Below are 22,478 nucleotides of genomic sequence, written 5' to 3'. Positions count from 1 at the left end.
AAATCGCTCAGGATTTGCAAGAAACCTAGCTTCTTTCGGTCTGGCCCTTCAAGCGATTCATGAGTGAGGCATTGATAAACCTATCAATATCGCCATCGAGCACCCCTTGCGTATCGCTGGTTTCCACCTCGGTGCGCAGGTCTTTGACCATTTGATAAGGGTGCAGCACGTAGGAGCGAATCTGGTGACCCCACGCATTATCGGTCTTGCTGGCGTTGAGCGCGTTAGCCGCCGCTTCACGAATTTGTAATTCACGCTCATATAAGCGTGCGCGCAACATATTATAGGCTTCGGCACGATTCGCATGCTGGCTGCGCCCTGCTTGGCACTTCACCACAATACCAGTTGGCACATGGGTAATGCGCACGGCAGATTCGGTCTTATTCACGTGCTGACCACCCGCGCCACCTGAACGCATGGTTTCAATATTCAAATCTTCCTCTTTGATTTCAATTTGAATTGAATCATCAATCACAGGATAGACCCACACGCTGGCAAAACTCGTGTGACGACGGGCATTCGAGTCAAACGGCGAAATGCGTACTAAGCGATGCACACCCGACTCGGTCTTCGACCAGCCATAGGCATTGAGCCCTGTCAGTTTAATCGTCGCCGATTTAATTCCCGCTTCTTCGCCCGCCAATTCATCGACAATCTCAACTTTGAATCCACGGCGCTCACCCCAGCGAATATACATACGGAACAACATAAACGCCCAGTCTTGCGATTCAGTACCACCCGCGCCTGGGTGAATCTCGATAAAGCAATCATTCGCATCCGCCTCACCGCTCAGCAAGCTCTCAAGTTCAAGCTGCGCGATATCGGCAGCGATTTTCTCAAGCTGTTGAATGGACTCCTTCACCAGCGATTGATCGTCTTCCACTTCGGCCAGCGCAATCATTTCCAGCGCGTCGTTCTTGCCTGCTTCCATTCGGTTGAACGTTGAGACCAAATGCTCCGTGCGCGTACGTTCGCGCATAACAGCTTGCGCGTTTTTGGAATCATTCCATAAATTTGGGTCTTCAGCCTTGGTATTTAATTCACCAAGACGTACGAGCAGATTGTCCCAGTCAAAGACACCTCCTCAGCACCGCTTGCGAAGCTTCGATTTTATCTTTTAGTGCTGATACGTCGTTTCTCATTAATACAGTCCGCCTGTGCCTACTTCTGCTTCCGAGTCTGGGTCGAAGCCCTGCTCGATAACAGAGTCTGATGGGTTTTCAACCGGTCTTTGTGGAATCTGATAAGGTGCCATTTCACCTGGGCCTGGCGAATATTCATTGCCGTAGGGGTCAGCGCCTTCGATGACACCTGTTTGCTCAGGTGCGTAAGGGTCATAGATCCCCTCTGTCATCTCGCCACTCGTCATATTCTCTAGACGATCTTTCAATTCTTCTTCGAGTTCGTTCTGTGGCTTGAAAATCGGCCCACCCGTCAGGAACGCTTCGCTAATCACTTGCGAACCATCGGCAGCTTCGCCTTCAAATAGTGGCTGGCCTGTATAACGATTCACTGGGATTTCACGAATCCCCTCAGGCACACGGAAGCTAGAACTTTTCACCAGCTTAGCATCCATCGCTTGCTGCATGAACTTTACAAACCCTTGAATGGCCACACGGCCACCCGTTTCCTTGTCACCCATTGGCTTAGGCGTATCAAAACCGATATACGTACCCACCACCAAATCGGGCGTGAACCCAATAAACCACGTATCGCGCGATTCATTGGTGGTTCCAGTCTTACCTGCCACAGGTATGCCAAGCACCTTAGCGGCCGCACCCGTACCGCGCGACACCGCGCCTTCAAGGATAGACGTCATCTGATACGCCACACGCGGATCAACAACCACTTCACGATCATCTGGAATAATCGGCGCTTCTGTACTCAAATCATTTTCAACATCCACGATACAGGTTGGGCACTGACGTGTATCACGACGGAAAATCGTTGTGCCATTGCGATCATCGATACGCTCCAGCAACCAAGGCTCAACACGACGACCACCATTGGCAATCATTGCATAGGCATTGGTGAGTTGTATCAGTGTGGTTTCTTTTGAGCCTAGGACCATCGAAAAATCAGGCACTACAGCTTCATCAAAAATTCCCATACGCTGCGCCACACGCTTCACACGCTTGATGCCAATCATCTGCGACAAACGCACTGTCATCGTATTGCGTGACTTTTCTAGACCCATGCGGAAGGTGGTTGGCCCCAAAAACTGCCCTTCATAGTTTTTAGGTTTCCACATCGGCAGGCCTGGGCCCTGAGAAATTTCAATCGGCGCATCCAGCACGATCGAGGTTGGGCTAAACCCATTCTCAAGCGCCGTCATATACACAAATGGCTTGAAGGTCGAACCAGGTTGGCGCTTCGCTTGCGTGGCACGGTTAAATTCAGAACCCGCGTAAGAATAGCCACCACTCAGTGCAAGCACTTTGCCAGAGTGCGGGTCTATCACCACCATTGCGCCATTCACAGCAGGAATTTGCAGCAAACGATAGGTGGATGTTTCAGTATTCGCAGGCTCAACCAAAATGACGTCACCCACTTTCACCACTTCGTCGGCGCGGCGAATAGCTGGCCCAATGCGCGTATCGCTGATCATGCGCTGCGCCCATTGCATTTCGCTGAATGGAATCTGTGCGCGTCCGTGATCAAGCACACCAATATCAGCCTTTTGATTCGTAACACTCAGCACCACCGCAAGTGCCTGATTATCATAAAGACTAATTTGTTTTTCCTTCATCACGCGAGCAAGCGCTGGCTCCCACGTACTTGTCTCTTCGGGAATTTGCGCGATCGGCCCACGATAGCCATGACGACGATCATAAAGGAAGAGCGCGTGGCGCAATGCGCGATCAGCAAAATCCTGAAACTCAGGATTCAACGTTGTTTTCACAAACAATCCGCCCTCATAAAGCACATCATATCCATACATCTCGCGCAGTTTACGGCGCACTTCCTCGGCAAAGAAGTCAGCACGCGCCACTTCTTCTTTTTCACGAAGGCTGGTGATGATAGGGGTTTTATTGGCAGCATCTGCCTCGGCTTGCGTGATGAAGCCATCTTCTAACATTCGGCCAATCACATAGCCTCTGCGTTCAAGCGCGCGGTCATAATTCTTTGCAGGGTCGTAACTCGATGGAGCCTTAGGCATTGCCGCAAGCAGCGCTGCTTCTTCAATCGTCAACTCATCAAGCGACTTGTTGAAAAACTCTACCGACGCCGCCGCCACACCATACGCACCTTTGCCAAGGTAAATCTGATTGAGATATAATTCCAAAATTTTATCTTTTGAGTACACGCTCGAGATTCGGTACGCGAGAATGGCTTCTTTGAATTTGCGCTCCAGCGATTTTTCAGAAGTCAGCAAAAAGTTCTTCACGACCTGCTGCGTAATGGTTGAACCCCCAACCATGCTTCGCCCTGAACCGATATTGGTGATATTCTCGCGCATCGCCCGCGCTAGACCCCAAAAATCAATTCCCTGATGCTCGTAGAAATTTTTATCTTCCGCCGCGATAAAGGCTTGCTGCACACGTTTCGGAATGGCCGAGAGCGGCAAGAAGAAACGCTTCTCAATCGCATACTCCGCCATCAGCTTACTATCATTCGCGTAAAGTCGCGTCACAACGGGCGGGTCGTAATTGGCAAGCTTGTCGGCGCTTGGCAAATCACTCATGTAACTTTGAATAATGAAGGCAATCGCCATCACCGCCAGCAAAAACCCTGCACAACCAATAGCGAACAAGGTTGCAAGAATACGAGCAAGCCGTGAAACCTTCAAAACACTACGAATGCGTGATAACATCCCTAAATCCTTCACGAACGCTTATCAGCGAAGTGGTTATCAAGCGCTTTGAGTATTGAGCCTGAGAATAATCCTCGGAATTCTTTTGAGCCCAGCAATTGTTCGTCTTGTGGATTGGAGAGAAACCCAATCTCCACCAGAATCGAAGGTGTATCAGGCGCCTTCAGAACGCGGAAGCCCGCATAGCGATGTGGGTTCGGCAATAAATTGATTTTATCATGCATCGACTCGACCACATGGTCAGCAAGCACGCCTGATTTGGTCATAGTCTCGCGCTGCACGAGGTCAATGAGGATATTGGCAACCTCTTCGTCCACTTTTGGCAAATCCATACCGCCAATAATATCGGATTTATTTTCTTGCTCCGCCAACGCTTCCGCCTCTGCGTCCGATGCTGTTTCCGAAAGTGTATACACCGAAAGTCCGCGCGCATCTTTACGTGGGTTCGAATCAGCATGTAGTGAAATGAAAATATCGGCCTTAGCTTTACGGGCAATATTCACGCGCTCACCCAACATAATGAATCGGTCATCACTGCGCGTTAGCAGCACACGGTAGCGCCCACTACGTAGCAGCACGTCGCGCACTGACTTCGCATAATCAAGCGTGATGTGTTTTTCGTAGCTGCGCTTAATACCAATCGCACCCGGATCTTGGCCGCCATGGCCTGCATCAATCACGATAAGGGGTTTTTTGGCGGCAGGTTTAGGGGTAATCGCTGGCGGTACGGGGGTTTCCTGTGTGGAAATGGGCTTCGGCCATGGAATCGCCCCACCCTTTGGTGCGGGATTACCGGCTTGACCCGCAATATCGAGCACATATTGCCAGCCACCACCCTTCGCATTAGGCACACTATAACTGCCCTTTACGGTCACAGGGTATTTCAAATCAAGTACGATACGCGAGGTCTGGGCATCAAACCGCCCAAAACGAATACCTTGAATAGCCTGCCCTTTATAATCAGTGGGCAATTGTAAGTTAGGGGCGCTAATCGCAGGGAAGTCGACGACCAAACGGTCTGGTTTCGCGAGCAAAAAGAGTTTCTTATGAGCAAGCTGAACGTCCGAATGCAGGATAATACGCTCTTTATCTGCGCCAATTTGCACGTCAACGCCCGACACATCCGCTTGCGCGATGGCGGGTATTAAGAGAAAACCAACAATGAGGGTAAAAAGCTGACGCATAAGAGTCGTGAACCTAGCCTAACCATCATGAACTTCAACTGCTTAATAAAAGAAGTTGCACCACTGGGCACAACTACCTATAGTGGCCTCGGAATTCGGCTGTTGCCTGCGAGCCCATGCAAACATAACGGGTGTACGCGGACGTGACGGCAGGGTTAAGTTAACATCAGGTGCCTAAAGCGAAAGCGGCATCGTGCGGACGGGAAAATATGCAGCAGCCTCAGCATCATGTGCGGGGTTGCGCGAAGGTGGACTAGTCCACGACCAGCATAGCGGCGGGTAATCTATATAAAGCCGCATCTCAAGAACCACGCTCGTAGTGGTTAGCACGACCCTAAGATTGCAAGGCTCCTGTAGATAGGAGAGACACATGGCTACTAAGCGCATGTTTATCGACGCGGTGCACCCAGAAGAGTCACGCGTTGCAATCGTCGATGGGGACAAACTCTACGAATATGATTTCGTTACCTCGTCAAAATCACAAATTAAGGGTAACGTTTACCTCGCGAAGATTACGCGCGTTGAACCCTCCCTTCAGGCTGCCTTCGTAGAATATGGTGGCGGCAAGCAGGGCTTCCTTCCCTTCTCAGAAATTCACCCTGACTATTACCAGCTCCCCGTCGAGGACAAGCAGAAGCTGCTTGAGGAACAAATTGCCGAAGCGGAAGCCGAAGAAGCTGCCGAGGAAGCCGCCTTTGAACGCGAGCAAGCTGCCCGTGAAGGCCGCCGTTATGTAAAAGATGATGATGGCTTCGTTGAAGGCCCGTCGGAAATTAGTTCAGAGCCCGCCAGCGAACTGCTGGACGAAGCGACAGAGTCCGACCGCATTGACCAACCTCTCCAATCCCTCGATGCGCCAGAATTCGCTACCTATAGCGACCCACTACCCGAGGATTCAGACTTCACCCCTGAAGCCAACATCAACGACGTTCCCGCCGAAGCCTTCAGCGATTTACCTGAAGACGCACAGGGCGCTGCCGCAGATGGTGATAGCATCACCGGTGCGGAAGGTGAGCGTAGTGATCGTGGCCGCCGTGGCGGCCGTCGTGAACGCGGTGATCGTGGCGAGAATGATCGTGGTCGTGGCTTCCATCGTCGCTACCGCATTCAAGAAGTGATCAAGCGCAACCAAATCGTATTGGTACAAGTGATTAAAGAAGAGCGCGGCAATAAAGGCTGCTCGCTGACTACGTACATCTCTCTCGCTGGCCGTTATTGCGTATTGATGCCAAACTCGCCAAAGGGCGGCGGCATTTCCCGCAAGATTACCGACCGTGAACAACGCCGCAACCTGAAAGAAATGGCAAGCGACCTGCGCGGCCATAAGGGTATGAGCGTGATTATACGCACCGCAGGTATCGACCGCGAGATTGCCGAAATCCGTCGTGATTATGAATATCTCATCAAGCTCTGGAACCAGATTCGCGAACAGACGCTGAAATCAACCGCCCCTGCCCTCATTTATGAGGAAGGCAACCTCATCAAGCGTTCACTGCGCGACCTGTTCACCAGTGACATCGAAGACATCGTGATCGAAGGCGAAGCGGCGTATAACGACGCTAAAGAATTCATGAACATGCTGATGCCGCAAAGCGAAGGCAAAGTGAAGCTGCACAAGGAACACTTGCCACTCTTCACGCTCATGGGTGTTGAAGAACAGCTAGAGTCGATGTTAGAGCCACAAGTACGCTTGCGCTCGGGTGGTTACCTCATCATCAACCCAACCGAAGCATTGATTTCTATCGACGTAAACTCGGGTCGTTCGACCAGTGAGCGCAATGTCGAAGAAACAGCACTCAAGACCAATCTCGAGGCGGCGCATGAAATTGCCCGCCAATTGCGCCTGCGCGATTTGGCTGGTCTGATTGTCATCGACTTCATTGATATGAATTACGGCAAGAATCGCCGCACCATTGAACGTGCGATGAAGGATGCACTCAAAAAAGACCGCGCGAAAATTCAAATCGCCCGCATCAGCATGTTTGGTCTGATGGAAATGTCACGCCAACGCCTGCGCCCATCACTAGCTGAAGCGATGGGTCAGCCTTGCCCACATTGTAAAGGTTCGGGCTATGTGCACTCGGTAGAGACTGTAGGTATCCAAATCGTTCGCACGCTCGAGAAGGAAGCGGCATCTGGCCAGTTCGTAACTCTGCGCGTGACTGCCTATCAGGAAGCTGCATTACACCTGCTCAACGAAAAACGCGATATGCTTCGCGCCATCGAGGACCGCTACAATGTTCGTGTTGTGATTCTGACCGACGACACGATGTTGAGTGGTGTTTACCGCCTGATCAAAGTGAATGCGGAAGGCAAAGAAGTCGCGCATGATGATGGCAAAGGCAATAAAAAGCCGCGTCGTCGTGGTCGTCGTGGCGGTAAAGGCCGCAGTGATGATGCGGGCCCAGAAGATTCAACTGACGAAGACGTGGTCGAGGCTGAGGCAGCAGAAGGTGAAGAAGCTACTCCGAGCGACAAACCACATCGCCATAGTAAAGCACGTCACGAACGCCCAGCGCGTGAACCACGTGAAAACGCTGAACCACAACCTCCTGCACTTGATGCAGAGGGCAACCCAATTCCCGTAGCTGAAGGCGCTGGTAAACCACGCCGTGAACGCGGTGAACGTGGCGGTCGTCGTGGCCGTCGTGGCGGTCGTGGCCGTAACAACCGTGATCGCAACCGTCCACCACGTGAAGAAGGTGGCGAGCCGCGCGCACCACGTGAGCAACGTGAGGCACGCCCTCCTCGTGAGCCACGCGCTGATGATACGGCAGGCGTTCCACGCCCACCGCATTTACGCGATTTCACGAAGCCAAGCGCACCTCAACCTGCGAACATTATTCCAAACACCGTCGTGCCACTCAATGCACCAACGCAGGAAGAAAAGCCTAAGCGCAAAGGCTGGTGGAGCAAGATGCTCGAAGGCTAAATCATCTACGTGGGAGCCCCCTCGATGATACGCAGAATCATTGCCTATCTTAGCGTTGCAATCGCTGCGTTTACGCCAATGATTGCACATGCAGGTGGCTTGATACGCGACGCTGAAGTCGAATACACACTCCGCGCTTACGCCAATCCTATTTTTCAAAGCGCAGGCATACCGTCCGAAGATATACGCATCCTCATCGTCAATGACCCTGCTGTAAACGCATTCGTTGCTGGTGGTCTCAATATTTTCATCAACACTGGCTTGATACGCGTAACGAGAAATCCTGGCATGTTGATTGGCGTTATCGCCCACGAGACAGGACACATTAGCGGCGCGCACCTATCGCAATTCAGCGCCAAAACGAATCGTGCATTACTTGGTTCCGCGATTAGTGCGGTGCTGGGTGCAGCAGCAATTGCAGGTGGCGCTGGCAGCGCGGGCGCTGGCATTATTACGGGTGGCCAGAACATCGCGATGCGCAATTTCTTCACCGAAGTTCGCATCAATGAGCAATCCGCAGACCATGCGGCACTCAAATTCCTCGATGATAATGAGATATCCTCGGCTGGCGTGCTAGAAATGTTCGAAACGCTGCGCCGTAATGAATCTGGCGCCGTCAGCAAACGTGACCCGTATTTACAGACCCACCCACTTACCTCTGAACGTGTCGCCACAGTGCGCAATCACATCAAGGAATCTACAATCCCCAAGAACCAAGTGCCTTCCCAATTCGTACCTATGCACGCACGCATGGTCGCCAAGCTCGCCGCATTCATGGAATCGCGCGATGTGATACGTAAGCTTTATCCCGAATCACGCAAAGACATTGCCGCACGCTATGCACGCGCCATCGCTGACTTTAGAGCCGCTGAATCGAAGAAAGCCATCGCCGCGATGCGCCAACTCATCAAAGAAAAACCAAATGACCCCTTCTTCCAAGACACGCTTGGCCAAATCCTTTTCGAGACGGGTGATTTGAATGGCGCCACCACCGCGTATCAGCGCGCCTCCGTATTGTTGCCAGACTCAGCATTGATTATGACCGATTATGCAAAAACCCTTATCGCACGCGATGACCCTGCACTACTAGGCCGCGCCATTGCACTGCTTGAGCGTGCCACCGCACTAGACGACAGCAACGATTTCACCTGGCGCCAACTGGCAATTGCATATGGTAAGCGCGGCGATCTTGGCACTTCTTATGCAGCCTTGGCAGAGGAAGCCGCCCTGCAAGGGGATTTTGAAACCGTACTTCAACATGTTAAGCGGGCGCGCAGCCATGTGCAGGGCGAATCAGCCATCGCCTTGCAGATTGATGACCTTGAACGTGATGCGCGTGAACAACTGATTGAACAGAAAAAGAACAGTCTGTTCTAAACATAGTTTTTCACTTGCTTAATTAGAGCACTCGTATTTGATTACCACCATTCACGGAGGATCCCCATGCAAACCAAACAAACTCTTATTACTGCTGTTATCGCTGCTATTATTGGTGCGGGTAGCGCGCACTTCTTGCCACAACAATCTGCTGGCACCAGCGACGAAACCATCAAGGCATATTTGATGGCAAATCCAAGCGTTATCATGGACTCCGTGCAAAAATGGCAAGAGGACCAGCGCAAAGCAAAAACTGCAGACGCAACCGAAGCCCTCAAAGATCCTGAAGTGCAAAAAGCGCTTTATGAAAATCCAAATTCACCCTTCATTGGTTCAAAAGACGCGAAAGCCGTCATAGTTGAGTTCTTCGACTATAACTGCCCTGCTTGCAAAATGGCGTTCAAAGCCATCGACGAACTGGCGAAAAAAGATAAAGACGTGAAAGTTATCTTCAAGGAATTCCCAATCTTTGGCCCTGTATCAGAAACCAACTCGAAAATCGGCCTTGCCGTTCACGCGCTTGCCCCTGAGAAGTATTTCGAATTCCACAGCAAGATGATGGGCTTTGAAGGTCGTGCGGATGAAGCAACCGCCCTCAAGTTCGCAGCCGAAGTGGGCCTCAAAGAAGCAGATGTAAAAGCTGAGATTGCTAAGCCAGAGTATCAAGAAAAAATCGAAACGGTGCGCCAGCTAGGCACCAAAATCGGTGTTCAGGGTACACCTAGCCTCGTGATTGGTAACGAGTTCGTACCACACGCGCTTGATTTCGCAGGGCTTGAAGCAAAAGTAGCGCCACTTAAATAGTTCGCGTCACTTTTACCCACCAATTGGGATAACGGCGTTCTATATCTTTTGCCATACGTTCGGCAGACGCCATGTCGTGCGTGATAGCGAAACAGCTTGAGCCGCTACCGCACATTCGCGAAATCTCAACCTGAGGATAGCCAGCAACCACCAATAGAACCTCAGCTACCTCAGGCACAAGCGAGATAGCCGCACGCTGTAATTGGTTATGAGTTGGACGCAAGTCATCCAAAAAATTTGCTCGCGATATGCTGGGTGATGCAGGTGTATATTCATGCTGATAACGCCCATAGACCTCAGGCGTTGCGAGGTGGATGCGCGGATACACCAACACCATTGGCAATGGCGCGAGAGATTCGTTGAGAAGCGCCACCTCATCACCTACACCACGCGCGATGAGTGGTTTACTCTCCAAACACATGGCAACATCTGCACCAAGTGCTACAGCAATCGTTTGAAGCTGCTCGCGCGAGGGAATCACCGCCCAAAGCTTGCACAGTAATTTGAGTGCCGCCGCCGCATCCGCAGAGCCACCACCAAGACCAGCACCAACAGGGATATTCTTCGTAAGGGTAAGCTTCGCACCTTGCGAAATATGACATGCCGACTGCAATGCCTGCGCAGCACGCAACACCAAATTATCCGCAGTGTTGCCTGAAGCATCGGCAAATTCGCCATGGATAGAAAGCGTCAATGCATCAGCCTGCTCTGCCGTTAGCACATCGCCAAACTCGGTGAACACAACAAGCGACTCAAGCAGGTGATACCCGTCCGCGCGCTTGCCTTGAATATGTAGATAGAGATTAAGTTTCGCAGGTGCGTGAGTAGTTAGCATATTACTCGGCCGCAAAATGTTTGTCCTTAACACCATTGGACGATTGCTGCTGTTTTAAGAACGGCGACAGACCGTCCTTTAACTTCTTCTTGATCAGCTCAGCCGCTTCATTTTCTGGTTTAAAATTCAACGCGCGCTTCCATTGGAACTTGGCTTCCGTTTGGCGGCCGACGCGCCAATATGCGTCTCCCAAATGGTCATTGATCGTCGCATCATCAGGAATAATTTCTGCTGACTTTTCAAGATATTCAACAGCTTTATTAAAGTCCCCAGACAAATAATATGCCCAACCCATACTATCAATAATATGTGCATCATCAGGGCGCATTTCTACAGCCGTTTCAAGATACTCTCGAGCCTTGTTAACGTTTTTATTTAGCGTAAGCCAACTATAGGCAAGGTAGTTCAGAACATCAGGTTGGTTAGGCTCCAACTTCAGTGCATGCAGCAAATCAATTTCTGCCTGCTCCCATTCACCCGCCCGCTCGTAGCAAATACCGCGCGCATAAAGTAGCGGCCAGTCAGTATTCTTGAGCGTGCCGATACGTTCAATCGCCGCACTATAGGCACTTGCTGCCTCTTCAAATTTTTCCTGCTCACGCAGAATGTCACCCTTCGTGATGAGCGCCGACTCGTCCTGCGGGTAATCTTCGGCAATACTGCTTAGCAGCGCGAGTGCGGCTTTTGGCTTACCCATCGCCTCTAGATTCAGTGCTTTGCGAATCTGCCCACGACGAAAGAATACATTACCACGCTCAATGCCATCATAGACTTCAATCGCGCGCTGATAATCGCCAGACTGCTCATATAAACTCGCCAGCATAAGCTGTGCAGGCGGCAGATTTGGGCGTAAAAACAGTGCCGCACGCAAATAGACAAACGTATCCTGCGAAGCTTCTTCACCAAACAAAATGCTGGCCGTGGTGAAGAACATCTCCGCCATACCTTGGCGCACATCACCCACCAAAGGCGCAACGTTCTTGGATTTATCAATCGGCTCAGGAATTAAATTCGAATCAGGATTCGCCTTCGCATACATATCAAATACGTTCTGCGCTTTGCTGAAATCCCCACGTCGTTGATAGAAATTCGACACAGCCTCCACCACGCGATACGGCGTAACCGCAATGTCCGCGCTGGCTTTTTTGTAGGACTTAATCGCCGCCTCTTCTTTACCAAGCACGTCATTCATTAGCGCGACGTGGTAGGTCAGGAATGGCGCAAAGAAGCCTGACTTTTCAATCGCGCCCTTGAGATTCACCTCGCCCTTCACTTGACCCTGCGCGATGTATAACCACGCATCCATTACGGGTTTGATGATACCAAACAATCCACCATCGGGTGCTTTGCTAATCGTCAGCTTGGCGGCTTTGTAATTCTTGCGATCTACCTGCTCCAACATACGCACAATCACGATGAGCGGATCTTTTTCATACAGCGCATCCAGCTCATGGCTGAGGACAATCGCGTCTTGAATGTTTCCTGCCAGCACATGCAGGCGAATACCCTCATGTATCAAATCTTGGTTTTTAGGGTCGTGCTGTAGCGCCTCCATAATATACTTGGAAGCCTCTCCAATATCTTGATGTTTGCGGGCAAATCGGCTGGAAAGGAAGCTCCCCGCCAAGCCTGTTTTGACCTTCGGCGCAGCCAATACTTCGCCAGAACTAGGGACTTCGGCAGGCTTCTTAGCCGTTTTTGGCTCATCTGCATGGGCATAAGACACCATCAGCAAAGCCGCAGCCACACTGGATAAGAGCCGTTTTTTGAGGGAGAAGCTTTGCATAGCGCCTAAAATGTCTTGCGGATTCAGAAAATCACCCTATATTCCGCGCCCAGATTTAGCAATACCTAAGCGTGAGGACGTTATGAGCAGTAAGAACAACCCAGAAATGCGCGGTGAAGTAACCGAATTGCGCAAATATAAAGGCAAAGAAGTAAAGCCTGTGCGTATTATCGACCGTGAAAACGGCATTAACTTCATCGGCGCTGCATTCGACAATGGCCAAATCGTTGTGGATGACAACACCAAGCGTCCTATTCCGTACCAGCAAATCTACGGATAATCGCTTCCGATAAGAGATACGAAAAGGCCGCCAATTTGGCGGCCTTTTTTATTACTTGGCTGGTTCTTCACCACGTGGCGGTGGCATCACCAACGCGCGTGACTCGGGCGGCAAAGCGTCTGCGATATCCATCATCATCATCTGCGCGTTTTCATACGCATATTCGGCGGATTCACTGAGGGTGGCAAACAACATCTCTGACTCTTCGCGTGTATAGTCTTCGCTTCTCATCAACGAATCTAAATCCTCGCGCGCAGCACGCATATCATCAAAGCCCTCGCGCACTAGAGGCTTATAGAATTTGATAATTTCTTTCACTTTCGCACGCTGATCCTCGGGCAGTTGTTTGACCTGTTGCAGGATGCGTTCAAAATGCGGCTTGCGGTCCATTGGTGGCTGCGGCGGCTTGCCAAGCATAAAGCCCAGAGCAAACAGGTTGAAGCCAAGTGACGCAAAGAGCGCGATGTTGATCCATTGCTTGCGTTCCATCTATTCCTCCATCCAACCTTGTGCCATCACAAAGCCACTCATATCAGTTGTGGTAGGTTTTGCATATGGATTGCTTTGGTTCTGCGCGGTCATGACACCCAAAAGCAACATCGCCGCTAACGCCATTCCCTTATAGGCAAACGCTGCATTTGATTGGCCCATCATGCCTGAGAGGATCGCAGCCAGACCACGCTGCTGCGGCAACGCTGTCGCATTCGCGATGATTTTCTGCGCCAGATAGCTGGGCGGCATCACCTCAAACGACGCTAGCATCGCTCTCATCTCTTTATCTTCATGCGACATGACGCACCTCCTTCAACTCACTCAATTTTTCGCGCAGGGTTTTACGTGCCCGCACCAATAATCCTTCCAATGCTTTAATATGCAACCCCATCAGCTTTGCCGCTTCGGGATTCGTGTATTCCTCAAAATAACAGAGCGATACAGCTAGTCGCTGTTGCTCTGGAAGCGCAGACACTGCTTCGCGCACCAAATCAGCCTCCTCCGTGTTGCTTGCCAGCGACTCAGAGCTTTCGCGTTCATCAGCGACCATTGCTAACGCATCGTCGCCATCATGGTATTTGCGCTGGCGTATCCGATCGAGGCACAGGTTCACCACGATCCGATGCAGCCATGTGGCAAAGGCTGCTCGCGACGCATCATAATCACGCGCTTTAACCCACACTTTCGTGAACGCTTCCTGCGCGACATCTTCAGCTTCCGCCGAATTCATGAGCGTGCGATACGCCAGCGCATAGGCGCGTGGAAGGTGCTGCTTCACCAGCGACGCATAAGCCTGCGTATCACCACTGGCAACACGCTGCATGACGTCGGCGTCGGACTGATTGGTAATAACCATCAGCATGAAGCTAGCACCTTCTGCCTAAAAGTCAGCCTAAATGCTACTCAGCCGCCTTATCTGCCTTCTTTACAGCCCACTGGGCTTTCTTCGCTTCCCAATGCGCTTTGCCTTCTTCCTTGGTCACGAAACCATCTTTGTTCGCGTCCATCTCAGTGAATTTCTGATCGGCATGTGCCAAATGCTCCGCCTTGGAAATTTTACCGTCTTTATCGGTGTCAATTTTCTCCATCATTCTACCATGGTGACCACCGGGGCCTTTTGGGCCGCCTTCATGATGCTCTGCCAATGCAGGCGTTGCAAATAATACCGCCGAAAGAATCGCAACCGTCGTAGACTTTTTCATGTGATAACTCCTTGAATATGCGGGGTAACAGCACCCCGTCTGATAGTGATACGAATGGGATCACAAAACCCCTGCGCAAACGGAACCAAATAACTTTTATACAACATTATCAGTCCATTATGGCCTGCTGATTCGACTTGCTGATAAATAATGCTTGATGTTAATTTTAGTTTAACTATTTATCTGCATTATACAGGTATATCCGCTCGTCGCGTGCGGCGAGCCGCAAAGGCACCGAAAGGTGCCTTTGCCATTTCTGGAGCAGGTATGAAAAGAACCTATATTTACGTGGATGGGTTCAATCTCTATTACGGTGCCCTTAAGGATACCGATCACAAATGGCTCGATCTTAAATCGCTGTTTGAAAAGCTCTTAGCTCCAGGCAATGAAATTATCAAAATCAAATATTATAGCGCCCGTGTCTCGGATAAAATAAAAAAAGGCGCATCAGCACGACAGCATGCCTATATCAATGCAATTAAGACTATACCCGAAGTAGAAGTAATATGGGGTAATTTCCTATACACTGAAAAAACACGCCGCATGGTTGAGCCGCCACGCTCTTACGTTAAGGTAGAAATAGCTGAGGAGAAGGGGTCAGATGTAAATCTTGCAAGCCATCTCATTAATGACGGATGGAAAGATTTGTATGATGTTGCCGTAGTAGTATCGAACGATACTGATTTAGTTGAGCCGATAAGAATAGTAAAAGAAGAACTTCACAAAACGGTGGGTATTATTTGTCCCCATAAAAGACTTGCCGAGAATTTAGCATCGATTCCCCCATCATTCATACGTCACATCGATAACAAGATGCTTAGGATGTCCCAATTTTCTAGAGTAATCACCCGCACCAGTATCAAGAAACCAGATTCTTGGTAAAATCACATATTCGGATAATTTGGCCCGCCACCGCCCTCAGGCGTTGTCCATACGATGTTCTGGCTGGGGTCTTTAATGTCGCAAGTCTTACAATGAACACAATTTTGCGCGTTGATTTGTAGGCGCTTTGCCCCTGCTTCCTCGACAATCTCATACACACCTGCGGGGCAATAACGCTGCTCCGGCGCATCAAAAAATTGCAGATTATAGTTAATGGGCACCGTTGCATCTTTCAGCGTGAGATGCGCTGGCTGGTCTTCTTCGTGATTAGTGTTCGATATGAATACCGAAGATAAACGGTCAAAGCTCACCACACCATCGGGCTGCGGATACGCGATTGGTTGGTGGCAATCTTTGTTCTGCAACGCTTCGTGATCAGCGTGATGCTTGAATGTCCAAGGCGCTTTGCCACGGAAGAGATAGGTATCGAGTGCACTGTAAAGCAGCCCCGCCCACAAACCATAACGAAACGCAGGGCGGATATTGCGCACGCCTTTGAGTTCATCCATCACCCAACTATTAGCAATCGCTGCCTCATAGCTCGTGTGGTCGCCGCCATGCACCGCTTCAGCCGCTAACATGCCCGACTTCATCGCCGTGTGCGTACCTTTGATTTTTGGCACGTTCAGAAACCCTGCCGCGCAACCAATCAGCGCGCCACCGGGGAATGTGAGCTTGGGAATCGACTGATAACCACCCTCGTTAATCGCCCGCGCGCCATAGGAAATGCGCTTGCCGCCTTCAAAGAGCGTACGAATTTTCGGGTGCGTTTTGAAACGCTGAAATTCTTTGAACGGGTCGAGATAGGGATTCGCATAATCCAGACCAACGACAAACCCCACCGCCACTTGATTATCTTCGAGATGGTACAAGAACGAACCACCATAAGTCTTCGCATCCATCGGCCAACCGATGCTGTGTTCGACCATGCCTAGCTTGTGCTTCGCAGGTTCAACCTGCCACAGCTCTTTAATGCCAATGCCGTACGTTTGCGGGTTGACATGATCGCGCAATCCATATTCTTTCATAAGCTGCTGCGAAATCGAACCACGACACCCTTCGGCAAACAGCGTCACTTTCGCGCGCAATTCCATCGGCGGTTGGTAGCTATGTTTTTGCTCACCATTTTTACCAATACCGAACGCGCCCGTGCGCACACCCTTCACGACACCGTCTTCGATGATGGCGGATGCTGCCGCAAATCCTGGAAAGATTTGCACACCCAAGCTGGCCGCCTGTTCACCCAACCAACGCACAAAATTCCCAAGTGAAATAATATAGTTACCATGATTGTTCATCTGTGGTGGCGTGGGCAAAGTGATACGCTTTGATGCTGTTAAGAAACTAAAACTGTCCGTGGCCACAGGCGTATGAAGCGGCGCGCCCTTCTCTTTCCAGTCAGGAATAAGTTCATTGAGCGTGCGGGGCTCCAGCACCGCACCTGATAAAATATGCGCCCCGACTTCGGAGCCTTTTTCCAGCACGATGATATTGGCGGATGGGTTAAGTTGCATGAGACGAATCGCGGCAGAAAGACCCGCAGGCCCCGCCCCAACAATCAGCACATCACATTCCATGATTTCAGATTCGGACATTTAGGCAGAGTAACACGCAGCTTAAGGCTTGTCATTCCTGTGAAAGCAGGAATCTGGATTCGAGGTGATTCTAAATTACGATGAAGCTTCATTACCACGGTTGCGCGTGGATTGCTTTAACTCAGCAATTGAAGGGAATTTAACTAATGTATGAAATTTTCTGGCCGTTCGCTTGAGCTATTGCAATAGCATCTTGAATATTTGCTTGCGCCTTATTGAAATCGTTATCAGCATTGACCACTGTGTCAGCCACAGGAGCAGCTGGGCGAGCCACTGCAATGATGCTGTTGTTAAATTCGCACGCTTCTAAATATCCCGCACATGCAATTTCTGATAAATTACCCACGGGTGACCTCCATCTCATGATCAAGAGCATCTAGGAATTCGATTGCTTTACGCTGCGCGTCCATTAGAGGCAGCGACGCAGGTAACATACCTTTCGCTACTTTCACCTGACGCATATTGATACCACAGGATGCAAAATGACCACGATTCGACGCCATGCGCGGATCCGCCAATAATGCCTTAGCATATTCCACATCAGCGAACGCGCGAAACGCCTTCGTGAATTCAATCACCGCCTTTGCCGAAATATCGGAGGGGTAATATTGTTCTTGTGCGGACATAGCTTCCCTGTATTGTTTTTGTCTCACCTACCAAATTAGCTAAAATTCGTTAAAAATTCGTTTACGAAATCCTCTAAAATGCCAACCAATCCTAACTTATCCACCGATATTGAAGCCTATGAAGCCCTACACTGGCTCATGGAGATTGGCGCGAGTGAGGCAGTAGAGGCCGAGCCAACCAAACCGCTTGAGGTAAGCGCCCAGCCGTTGGAAATGGATGTGCAAGAGGATGGTAAAGCCCCAACCTCTAGCGTGAATGCCGAAACCGCCCCCCTTAGTGCGAGCTTGGCGCAAATCATCAGCGAAGCGCGCACCGCCGCAGACGCCGCAACCACGCTTGAAGAACTCTACACTGCCATTCGCAACTTTAATGGCTGCACGTTGAAGAAGACTGCGCAAAACACAGTGATTTTCGAGGGAATCGCCCAAAGCCGCCTCATGTTTATTGGCGAAGCACCTGGCGCAGATGAGGATCGGCAAGGCGTACCATTCTGCGGAGCAAGTGGCCAACTGCTCGACAAAGCCCTCAGCTTCATTGGCCTTAACCGTAAAGAGAATTTTTATATCACCAATACCCTATTCTGGCGCCCACCAGGCAACCGCACCCCAACCACCGAAGAGCTAGAGATCTGCAAACCATTCGTGGAAAAGCACATCGCACTTATCAAGCCGCATACGCTTGTTCTGGTCGGCGGGACCGCCACCAAAGCCGTTCTCAACAATAATGTGGGCATCACCCGCTTACGGGGACAGCTATTCTCATATAAGAATAGTTATATGGATAGCGAAGTGCCTGTACATGTCATCTACCACCCCTCTTATTTGCTGCGCCAACCCTCGGCTAAAAAGCAGGCCTGGGCTGACATTTTACAGCTAAAACAGCATCTAAAAGCGATTGGCCACAAGCTAAGCGCTTGATTTTACGTTAACCCATTGATTATTAGTGGAAACCGATTGTTTTTCTGCGTTTTAGGGTTGCATGGGTGCATTGCAACAGCTATATACCGCCCCCAACTATAAAAAAGTGACTATGAACAAAGGCAGAGCAGTAAAAGAAATGGCGCGTTGGCTTAAAGCTAAAAACCGCCTTGTACTCGTGAGCAGTGTTGCAGTGGTAATAGCGGTTTCGCTAGCACTCACACTTCGCGAACCCGTTGCCGCACCTGCGCCTGAGCCAACACCTGTGGTCTACACTGCAACCGCTCATCCAGACCCACTCACCCCGCATGATGAAGGCCTCTACACGGCCATCTACGAAGCACAGGCCGAAGGTGATTTTGCGCTAGCAGACGAGATGATTGCGCGCCTTGATAGCCAGCTATTGCTCGGCCACGTCCTCGCGCAGCGCTACTTGCATGAAGATTATAAAACCGAAGCCAGTGAACTGAAATATTGGCTGCACGCATTCAGCGACCACCCTCAGCGCGCCCGCATTGCAGCGCTAGCGGCACGCAAAGGTGTGCGTACTGAAGTGGCGCAACGTGAAAAGCCATTAAGTGGCGCAGGCTACATTGACCACCTCGGTGCGAAGTCGATGCCAGCAGGCTGGTACCATGGCTTGAGCCTATGGCGCAGCAAGTCATACGACAAAGCGGCTGTGCAGTTCGAGAAAGTCGCAACCACCAGCAGTTTGAACGAATGGCACAAAGCGGCAGCGTATTTCTGGGCGCATCGTTCGTACGAACGCGCTGAGAATGATCGCGCCGAAGACATGCTAGATTTAGCGGCTGAATATCCAACCACCTTCTACGGTATGCTCGCAAACGCGAAGCTCAACCATTCTGGCAATTGGATGGCAGCAGCACCTTACGTTCCTTCTTCACTGCGTCGTCAACCATCTGTCTTGCGCGCTCAGGCACTAGCAAGCATTGGCCGTGAAAACGAAGCAGAGGAAGAGCTGCGTGCAATCTTCAGTACCCTGCCACGCCACGAGCGCAAAGCAATGGTGACACTCGCTAGCGAGTTCAATTTACCGAACCTGCAAGTACGTTTAAGCAAAATGAAAGAGCTGACGGACGAAGAAGCATTATTTGCTTCCTACCCAATGCCAGCAGCAGTGGCTGAAGTGCAAACCACCGTTGATTCCGCCATGATTTTCGCAATCAGCCGTCAAGAATCTGGCTTCCGTCCGAATGTTGCAAGCCACGCAGGTGCCGTAGGCATGATGCAGGTATTGCCATCGACCGCGAACCACATTGCACGCAGCTTGGGCACTGAACTTGCGTCGAGCGATGTTAGCCGCGCAGGTCTGCAAAATGCCGATATAAACGTGCGCTTGGGCGCGGCCTACATCCAAATGCTGATGCGCGAACCGCACATCAATGGTAGCTGGATTCACGCCATCGCATCGTACAATGCTGGCCCTGGCGCCGTTGCTTCGTGGGCGCGCCTAACCCGCAATGTGGATGATCCATTGCTCTACATCGAATCGATTCCCTACAGCGAAACCCGCAACTATGTTGTGCAGGTGCTGGCACATTATTGGGTCTATCAACATCTGATGGGCGAACAATCCATTACCCTGCAGTCTCTTGCTGCAGGCGCGTGGCCACATTACAAACAGAGCTAATGAGCATTACACCTTCGTTTTTTATCGAAGCAGAATGTAACGTCAGCCCCGTCTGCGGGATTGATGAGGCAGGTCGCGGCCCTTGGGCTGGGCCTGTTGTCGCCTCCGCCGTTATTTTCAAAGCACACGAACTCCCTTCTGGGCTTAATGATAGTAAGAAGCTTACCGCCAATGCCCGCGAAGCACTTTACGAAACCATCATGGCGACCTGCCACGTCGGTGTCGGTGAAGCAAGCGTTGAGGAAATTGACCGCCTGAATATTTGGCGCGCAACTGAACTTGCCATGCAGCGCGCAATGGCCGCCCTACCCGTTACCCCGCTTTATGCACTCATTGACGGCAACCGACTTCCTGCACTTGCCATTCCTGCCACTGCGATTGTGAAAGGAGATTCCAAGAGCGCATCAATCGCCGCCGCTTCCGTGATTGCAAAAGTGACGCGTGACCGCATCATGAATGCCTATGCTGAGCAATACCCAGACTACGGGTTTGATACGAACGCAGGCTATGGCACGGCCAAACACCAACAGGCAATTGCTGAGCATGGCATTTTGCCGATTCACCGCCAAAGCTTCGCGCCCATTCGCGCAGCGCTTGCAAAGCGCGCTGTATGACAACGACCAAACCTACCTATCGCAAGCGCCGCCTCTTCCCACGCACGCTGGATGAAGTGGTCAAAGTCACCACAAAACCCATGCTCGATGCGCAAGGAAATTTCACAATAAAACTCATGCGCGATTGGGGTGAAATTGTCGGTCATGACGCTGCAAAATCGATGCAGCCCAAGAAAGTAATTTTCCCGAAAGCTGATGCAACAGGCGGCGTTCTACATTTGAGTGTTGCACCAGAATTAGCGCCAGAAATCACCTATCGCGCCAACGCAATCATCGAACAAATTGCACGCTACACAGGGTTTAAGGCAATTGATCGTATCATTATACACGCAGAAGATATGACGAGTGACAAGTCACATAAACCACTCTAAATTCCGCCACCACAGGAGAAACATATGGCACAAAAATCAAATCGCTTCGTATGGGGTGTAATCATTGCTGTTATCGCATCGGCCGCAGGTATTGGCTATTACAGCAACAGCCTAGAACTGCGCGAAATTGACGCTGCCAACGTGAATGCCAACGCCGCGCAAGCAGAGCCAGATAAAAAAGAGCAGCCAGAAACACCATTTGATGCAAGCGCCCTCACCGTGCGCTCAGATGATATTGTCATCGGCAAGGCAAACGCTGCGAATACCGTTGTCGAATATGCTTCGCTCTCCTGCCCACACTGCGCGCATTTTCACAAAGAAATGCTGCCAGAAATTAAAAAACAACTGATCGATACGGGTAAAATGAAGCATGTATTGCGCTATTTCCCACTTAATCAGCCTGCATTTCGCGCAGCAATGCTCGTGGAATGTGGCGCTAAGGCTGACCGCCTAAAGCTTATGGAAGAGCTCTATGCCAAACAGGACGAATGGGCATTTACCCCCCAGTTCCTTGATAAACTCAAAGAAATCGGTGCAGCCAACGGGATTGATAGTGCCGCATTTGATAGCTGCATCAGCGACGCAGCACTCGAAACCAAGGTACTTGGCAGCCGCAAAGAAGGCATGGAAAAGCTGCATGTTAAGGGAACTCCTAGCTTTTTCCTGAATGGCGCGCCCATGGTCCTCAAAGACGGCCTAACCACTGAAGCCTTCATTAAGGCCGTGGAAGCACCCAAAGAAACGAAATAATTCACAGCGTTAACATGCGCTTGACAGTTGGTGCGTTCCAAGTAGATTGCGCCCGCCATGAGCAAGCCAGATGACGAGCTTCAGGCGCTGGAAGCCAAGATTTCCGCACTGAAAGAGGCGACCGCAGCACCGCAAGGTGCAGGCATCGCTAAAGCCGAGGGTGACGCCATGCGTATTGTCAGCGACTTTGTTGCCGCGACAATCGTAGGGGTGGGACTTGGTTACGCGTTCGACTGGTGGCAAGACACGCTTCCGTGGGGCACCGTCGTCGGTTTGATGATTGGTTCCGCCGCAGGAGTACGGGTCATGTGGCAACGCGAGGGTAACACCTCACGAAAAAAGAAAACGACTAAAACATAGAGGAA

23 protein-coding genes are annotated in these 22,478 nt (G+C 50.8%); 11 read left to right on the top strand and 12 right to left on the bottom strand.

The window, feature by feature from the left end:
- Window positions 1-25: 25 nt before the first annotated feature.
- From prfB to J0M34_01260, 3 genes are all read right to left on the bottom strand, one after another.
- Window positions 26-1,142 (bottom strand): peptide chain release factor 2 gene (gene prfB, locus J0M34_01270; protein MBN8542876.1). Its coding sequence is split into 2 segments (ribosomal slippage): window positions 26-1,072 and window positions 1,074-1,142, totalling 1,116 coding nucleotides; the frame shifts between segments, so codons are not numbered across the junction.
- Window positions 1,142-3,814: a penicillin-binding protein 1A gene (locus tag J0M34_01265; protein ID MBN8542875.1), complete on the bottom strand. Its 2,673-nt coding sequence runs from the start codon at window positions 3,812-3,814 to the stop codon at window positions 1,142-1,144. The genes prfB and J0M34_01265 overlap by 1 nt, the downstream gene beginning before the upstream one ends.
- A gap of 11 nt (window positions 3,815-3,825) precedes the next feature.
- On the bottom strand, window positions 3,826-4,998 hold the full coding sequence (locus J0M34_01260; protein ID MBN8542874.1) for an N-acetylmuramoyl-L-alanine amidase: 1,173 nt from the start codon (window positions 4,996-4,998) through the stop codon (window positions 3,826-3,828).
- Window positions 4,999-5,368: 370 nt separating this feature from the next.
- On the opposite strand from J0M34_01260, the gene J0M34_01255 reads away from it, so the two are divergent.
- From J0M34_01255 to J0M34_01245, 3 genes are all read left to right on the top strand, one after another.
- The gene (locus tag J0M34_01255; protein MBN8542873.1) at window positions 5,369-7,930 is read left to right on the top strand and encodes an Rne/Rng family ribonuclease; all 2,562 of its coding nucleotides are present in this window, start codon (window positions 5,369-5,371) and stop codon (window positions 7,928-7,930) included.
- 24 nt (window positions 7,931-7,954) lie between these two features.
- Window positions 7,955-9,307, top strand: coding sequence for a M48 family metalloprotease (locus tag J0M34_01250; GenBank protein ID MBN8542872.1), 1,353 nt, complete (start codon window positions 7,955-7,957; stop codon window positions 9,305-9,307).
- Between the two features lie 66 nt (window positions 9,308-9,373).
- Entirely contained in the window at window positions 9,374-10,111 is a 738-nt protein-coding gene (locus J0M34_01245; protein MBN8542871.1) for a thioredoxin domain-containing protein, read from the top strand.
- On the opposite strand, the gene J0M34_01240 is transcribed toward J0M34_01245, so the two are convergent.
- Together J0M34_01240 and J0M34_01235 are read right to left on the bottom strand one after the other, a co-directional pair.
- Entirely contained in the window at window positions 10,104-10,946 is an 843-nt protein-coding gene (locus tag J0M34_01240) for a 4-(cytidine 5'-diphospho)-2-C-methyl-D-erythritol kinase (GenBank protein MBN8542870.1), read from the bottom strand. The two genes, J0M34_01245 and J0M34_01240, sit on opposite strands and share 8 nt — an antisense overlap.
- 1 nt (window position 10,947) lies before the next feature.
- Window positions 10,948-12,732, bottom strand: a complete 1,785-nt coding sequence (locus J0M34_01235; protein MBN8542869.1) for a tetratricopeptide repeat protein — start codon at window positions 12,730-12,732, stop codon at window positions 10,948-10,950.
- Window positions 12,733-12,814: 82 nt separating this feature from the next.
- On the opposite strand from J0M34_01235, the gene J0M34_01230 reads away from it, so the two are divergent.
- Window positions 12,815-13,012, top strand: a complete 198-nt coding sequence (locus tag J0M34_01230) for a hypothetical protein (GenBank protein MBN8542868.1) — start codon at window positions 12,815-12,817, stop codon at window positions 13,010-13,012.
- 51 nt (window positions 13,013-13,063) lie between these two features.
- Here the strand turns inward: J0M34_01230 and J0M34_01225 are convergent, their stop codons facing one another.
- Genes J0M34_01225 through J0M34_01210 form a run of 4 tightly spaced genes read right to left on the bottom strand, consistent with a single transcriptional unit; the run spans window position 13,064 to window position 14,706 of the window.
- A complete protein-coding gene (locus tag J0M34_01225) occupies window positions 13,064-13,501 on the bottom strand; it encodes a periplasmic heavy metal sensor (protein MBN8542867.1) in 438 nt (145 codons plus the stop codon).
- Window positions 13,502-13,804 carry a hypothetical protein gene (locus J0M34_01220; protein ID MBN8542866.1) on the bottom strand — a complete coding sequence of 101 codons (303 nt, stop codon included), beginning with the start codon at window positions 13,802-13,804 and terminating at the stop codon, window positions 13,502-13,504.
- Window positions 13,794-14,366 carry a sigma-70 family RNA polymerase sigma factor gene (locus tag J0M34_01215; protein MBN8542865.1) on the bottom strand — a complete coding sequence of 191 codons (573 nt, stop codon included), beginning with the start codon at window positions 14,364-14,366 and terminating at the stop codon, window positions 13,794-13,796. The genes J0M34_01220 and J0M34_01215 overlap by 11 nt, the downstream gene beginning before the upstream one ends.
- A 37-nt stretch (window positions 14,367-14,403) precedes the next feature.
- A complete protein-coding gene (locus J0M34_01210) occupies window positions 14,404-14,706 on the bottom strand; it encodes a hypothetical protein (protein MBN8542864.1) in 303 nt (100 codons plus the stop codon).
- A gap of 267 nt (window positions 14,707-14,973) precedes the next feature.
- Between J0M34_01210 and J0M34_01205 the strand changes: the two genes are divergently transcribed.
- Window positions 14,974-15,588, top strand: a complete 615-nt coding sequence (locus J0M34_01205) for an NYN domain-containing protein (protein MBN8542863.1) — start codon at window positions 14,974-14,976, stop codon at window positions 15,586-15,588.
- A 2-nt stretch (window positions 15,589-15,590) separates the two neighbouring features.
- On the opposite strand, the gene J0M34_01200 is transcribed toward J0M34_01205, so the two are convergent.
- The 3 genes from J0M34_01200 to J0M34_01190 form a co-directional block, all read right to left on the bottom strand.
- Window positions 15,591-17,183, bottom strand: a complete 1,593-nt coding sequence (locus tag J0M34_01200) for an electron transfer flavoprotein-ubiquinone oxidoreductase (protein ID MBN8542862.1) — start codon at window positions 17,181-17,183, stop codon at window positions 15,591-15,593.
- 139 nt (window positions 17,184-17,322) lie between these two features.
- Window positions 17,323-17,529 (bottom strand): hypothetical protein, encoded by a 207-nt coding sequence (locus J0M34_01195; protein ID MBN8542861.1) that lies wholly within the window; start codon window positions 17,527-17,529, stop codon window positions 17,323-17,325.
- The gene (locus tag J0M34_01190) at window positions 17,522-17,809 is read right to left on the bottom strand and encodes a hypothetical protein (GenBank protein MBN8542860.1); all 288 of its coding nucleotides are present in this window, start codon (window positions 17,807-17,809) and stop codon (window positions 17,522-17,524) included. The genes J0M34_01195 and J0M34_01190 overlap by 8 nt, the downstream gene beginning before the upstream one ends.
- A 78-nt stretch (window positions 17,810-17,887) precedes the next feature.
- On the opposite strand from J0M34_01190, the gene J0M34_01185 reads away from it, so the two are divergent.
- The 6 genes from J0M34_01185 to J0M34_01160 all read left to right on the top strand — a co-directional run bounded on the left by J0M34_01185 (window position 17,888) and on the right by J0M34_01160 (window position 22,473).
- Entirely contained in the window at window positions 17,888-18,727 is an 840-nt protein-coding gene (locus J0M34_01185; GenBank protein MBN8542859.1) for a uracil-DNA glycosylase, read from the top strand.
- A gap of 112 nt (window positions 18,728-18,839) precedes the next feature.
- Window positions 18,840-20,378: a lytic transglycosylase domain-containing protein gene (locus J0M34_01180; protein ID MBN8542858.1), complete on the top strand. Its 1,539-nt coding sequence runs from the start codon at window positions 18,840-18,842 to the stop codon at window positions 20,376-20,378.
- Window positions 20,378-20,992 (top strand): ribonuclease HII, encoded by a 615-nt coding sequence (locus J0M34_01175; GenBank protein MBN8542857.1) that lies wholly within the window; start codon window positions 20,378-20,380, stop codon window positions 20,990-20,992. The genes J0M34_01180 and J0M34_01175 overlap by 1 nt, the downstream gene beginning before the upstream one ends.
- Window positions 20,989-21,363 carry a DUF721 domain-containing protein gene (locus J0M34_01170; GenBank protein ID MBN8542856.1) on the top strand — a complete coding sequence of 125 codons (375 nt, stop codon included), beginning with the start codon at window positions 20,989-20,991 and terminating at the stop codon, window positions 21,361-21,363. Before J0M34_01175 ends, J0M34_01170 begins: the two co-directional genes overlap by 4 nt.
- 24 nt (window positions 21,364-21,387) lie before the next feature.
- Window positions 21,388-22,113, top strand: coding sequence for a DsbA family protein (locus J0M34_01165; protein ID MBN8542855.1), 726 nt, complete (start codon window positions 21,388-21,390; stop codon window positions 22,111-22,113).
- Window positions 22,114-22,170: 57 nt separating this feature from the next.
- Complete coding sequence (locus J0M34_01160) at window positions 22,171-22,473, top strand: AtpZ/AtpI family protein (GenBank protein ID MBN8542854.1); 303 nt, start codon at window positions 22,171-22,173, stop codon at window positions 22,471-22,473.
- The last annotated feature ends 5 nt before the right edge of the window (window positions 22,474-22,478 follow it).

The organism is Alphaproteobacteria bacterium, from assembly GCA_017302575.1.
Classification (GTDB): Bacteria; Pseudomonadota; Alphaproteobacteria; order Rickettsiales; family UBA3002; genus JAFLDD01.
Note: the sequence above shows the minus strand (reverse complement) of the source record. Positions and strands in the feature narration are given on the sequence as shown.

Excerpts from the sequence above, each read along its gene's own strand:
- J0M34_01265 (MBN8542875.1), bottom strand. The coding sequence starts at position 3,814 with ATGTTATCACGCATTCGTAGTGTTTTGAAGGTTTCACGGCTTGCTCGT.
- J0M34_01260 (MBN8542874.1), bottom strand. The coding sequence starts at position 4,998 with ATGCGTCAGCTTTTTACCCTCATTGTTGGTTTTCTCTTAATACCCGCC.
- J0M34_01255 (MBN8542873.1), top strand. The coding sequence starts at position 5,369 with ATGGCTACTAAGCGCATGTTTATCGACGCGGTGCACCCAGAAGAGTCA.
- J0M34_01250 (MBN8542872.1), top strand. The coding sequence starts at position 7,955 with ATGATACGCAGAATCATTGCCTATCTTAGCGTTGCAATCGCTGCGTTT.
- J0M34_01245 (MBN8542871.1), top strand. The coding sequence starts at position 9,374 with ATGCAAACCAAACAAACTCTTATTACTGCTGTTATCGCTGCTATTATT.
- J0M34_01240 (MBN8542870.1), bottom strand. The coding sequence starts at position 10,946 with ATGCTAACTACTCACGCACCTGCGAAACTTAATCTCTATCTACATATT.
- J0M34_01235 (MBN8542869.1), bottom strand. The coding sequence starts at position 12,732 with ATGCAAAGCTTCTCCCTCAAAAAACGGCTCTTATCCAGTGTGGCTGCG.
- J0M34_01230 (MBN8542868.1), top strand. The coding sequence starts at position 12,815 with ATGAGCAGTAAGAACAACCCAGAAATGCGCGGTGAAGTAACCGAATTG.
- J0M34_01225 (MBN8542867.1), bottom strand. The coding sequence starts at position 13,501 with ATGGAACGCAAGCAATGGATCAACATCGCGCTCTTTGCGTCACTTGGC.
- J0M34_01220 (MBN8542866.1), bottom strand. The coding sequence starts at position 13,804 with ATGTCGCATGAAGATAAAGAGATGAGAGCGATGCTAGCGTCGTTTGAG.
- J0M34_01215 (MBN8542865.1), bottom strand. The coding sequence starts at position 14,366 with ATGCTGATGGTTATTACCAATCAGTCCGACGCCGACGTCATGCAGCGT.
- J0M34_01210 (MBN8542864.1), bottom strand. The coding sequence starts at position 14,706 with ATGAAAAAGTCTACGACGGTTGCGATTCTTTCGGCGGTATTATTTGCA.
- J0M34_01205 (MBN8542863.1), top strand. The coding sequence starts at position 14,974 with ATGAAAAGAACCTATATTTACGTGGATGGGTTCAATCTCTATTACGGT.
- J0M34_01200 (MBN8542862.1), bottom strand. The coding sequence starts at position 17,183 with ATGTCCGAATCTGAAATCATGGAATGTGATGTGCTGATTGTTGGGGCG.
- J0M34_01190 (MBN8542860.1), bottom strand. The coding sequence starts at position 17,809 with ATGTCCGCACAAGAACAATATTACCCCTCCGATATTTCGGCAAAGGCG.
- J0M34_01185 (MBN8542859.1), top strand. The coding sequence starts at position 17,888 with ATGCCAACCAATCCTAACTTATCCACCGATATTGAAGCCTATGAAGCC.
- J0M34_01180 (MBN8542858.1), top strand. The coding sequence starts at position 18,840 with ATGAACAAAGGCAGAGCAGTAAAAGAAATGGCGCGTTGGCTTAAAGCT.
- J0M34_01175 (MBN8542857.1), top strand. The coding sequence starts at position 20,378 with ATGAGCATTACACCTTCGTTTTTTATCGAAGCAGAATGTAACGTCAGC.
- J0M34_01170 (MBN8542856.1), top strand. The coding sequence starts at position 20,989 with ATGACAACGACCAAACCTACCTATCGCAAGCGCCGCCTCTTCCCACGC.
- J0M34_01165 (MBN8542855.1), top strand. The coding sequence starts at position 21,388 with ATGGCACAAAAATCAAATCGCTTCGTATGGGGTGTAATCATTGCTGTT.
- J0M34_01160 (MBN8542854.1), top strand. The coding sequence starts at position 22,171 with ATGAGCAAGCCAGATGACGAGCTTCAGGCGCTGGAAGCCAAGATTTCC.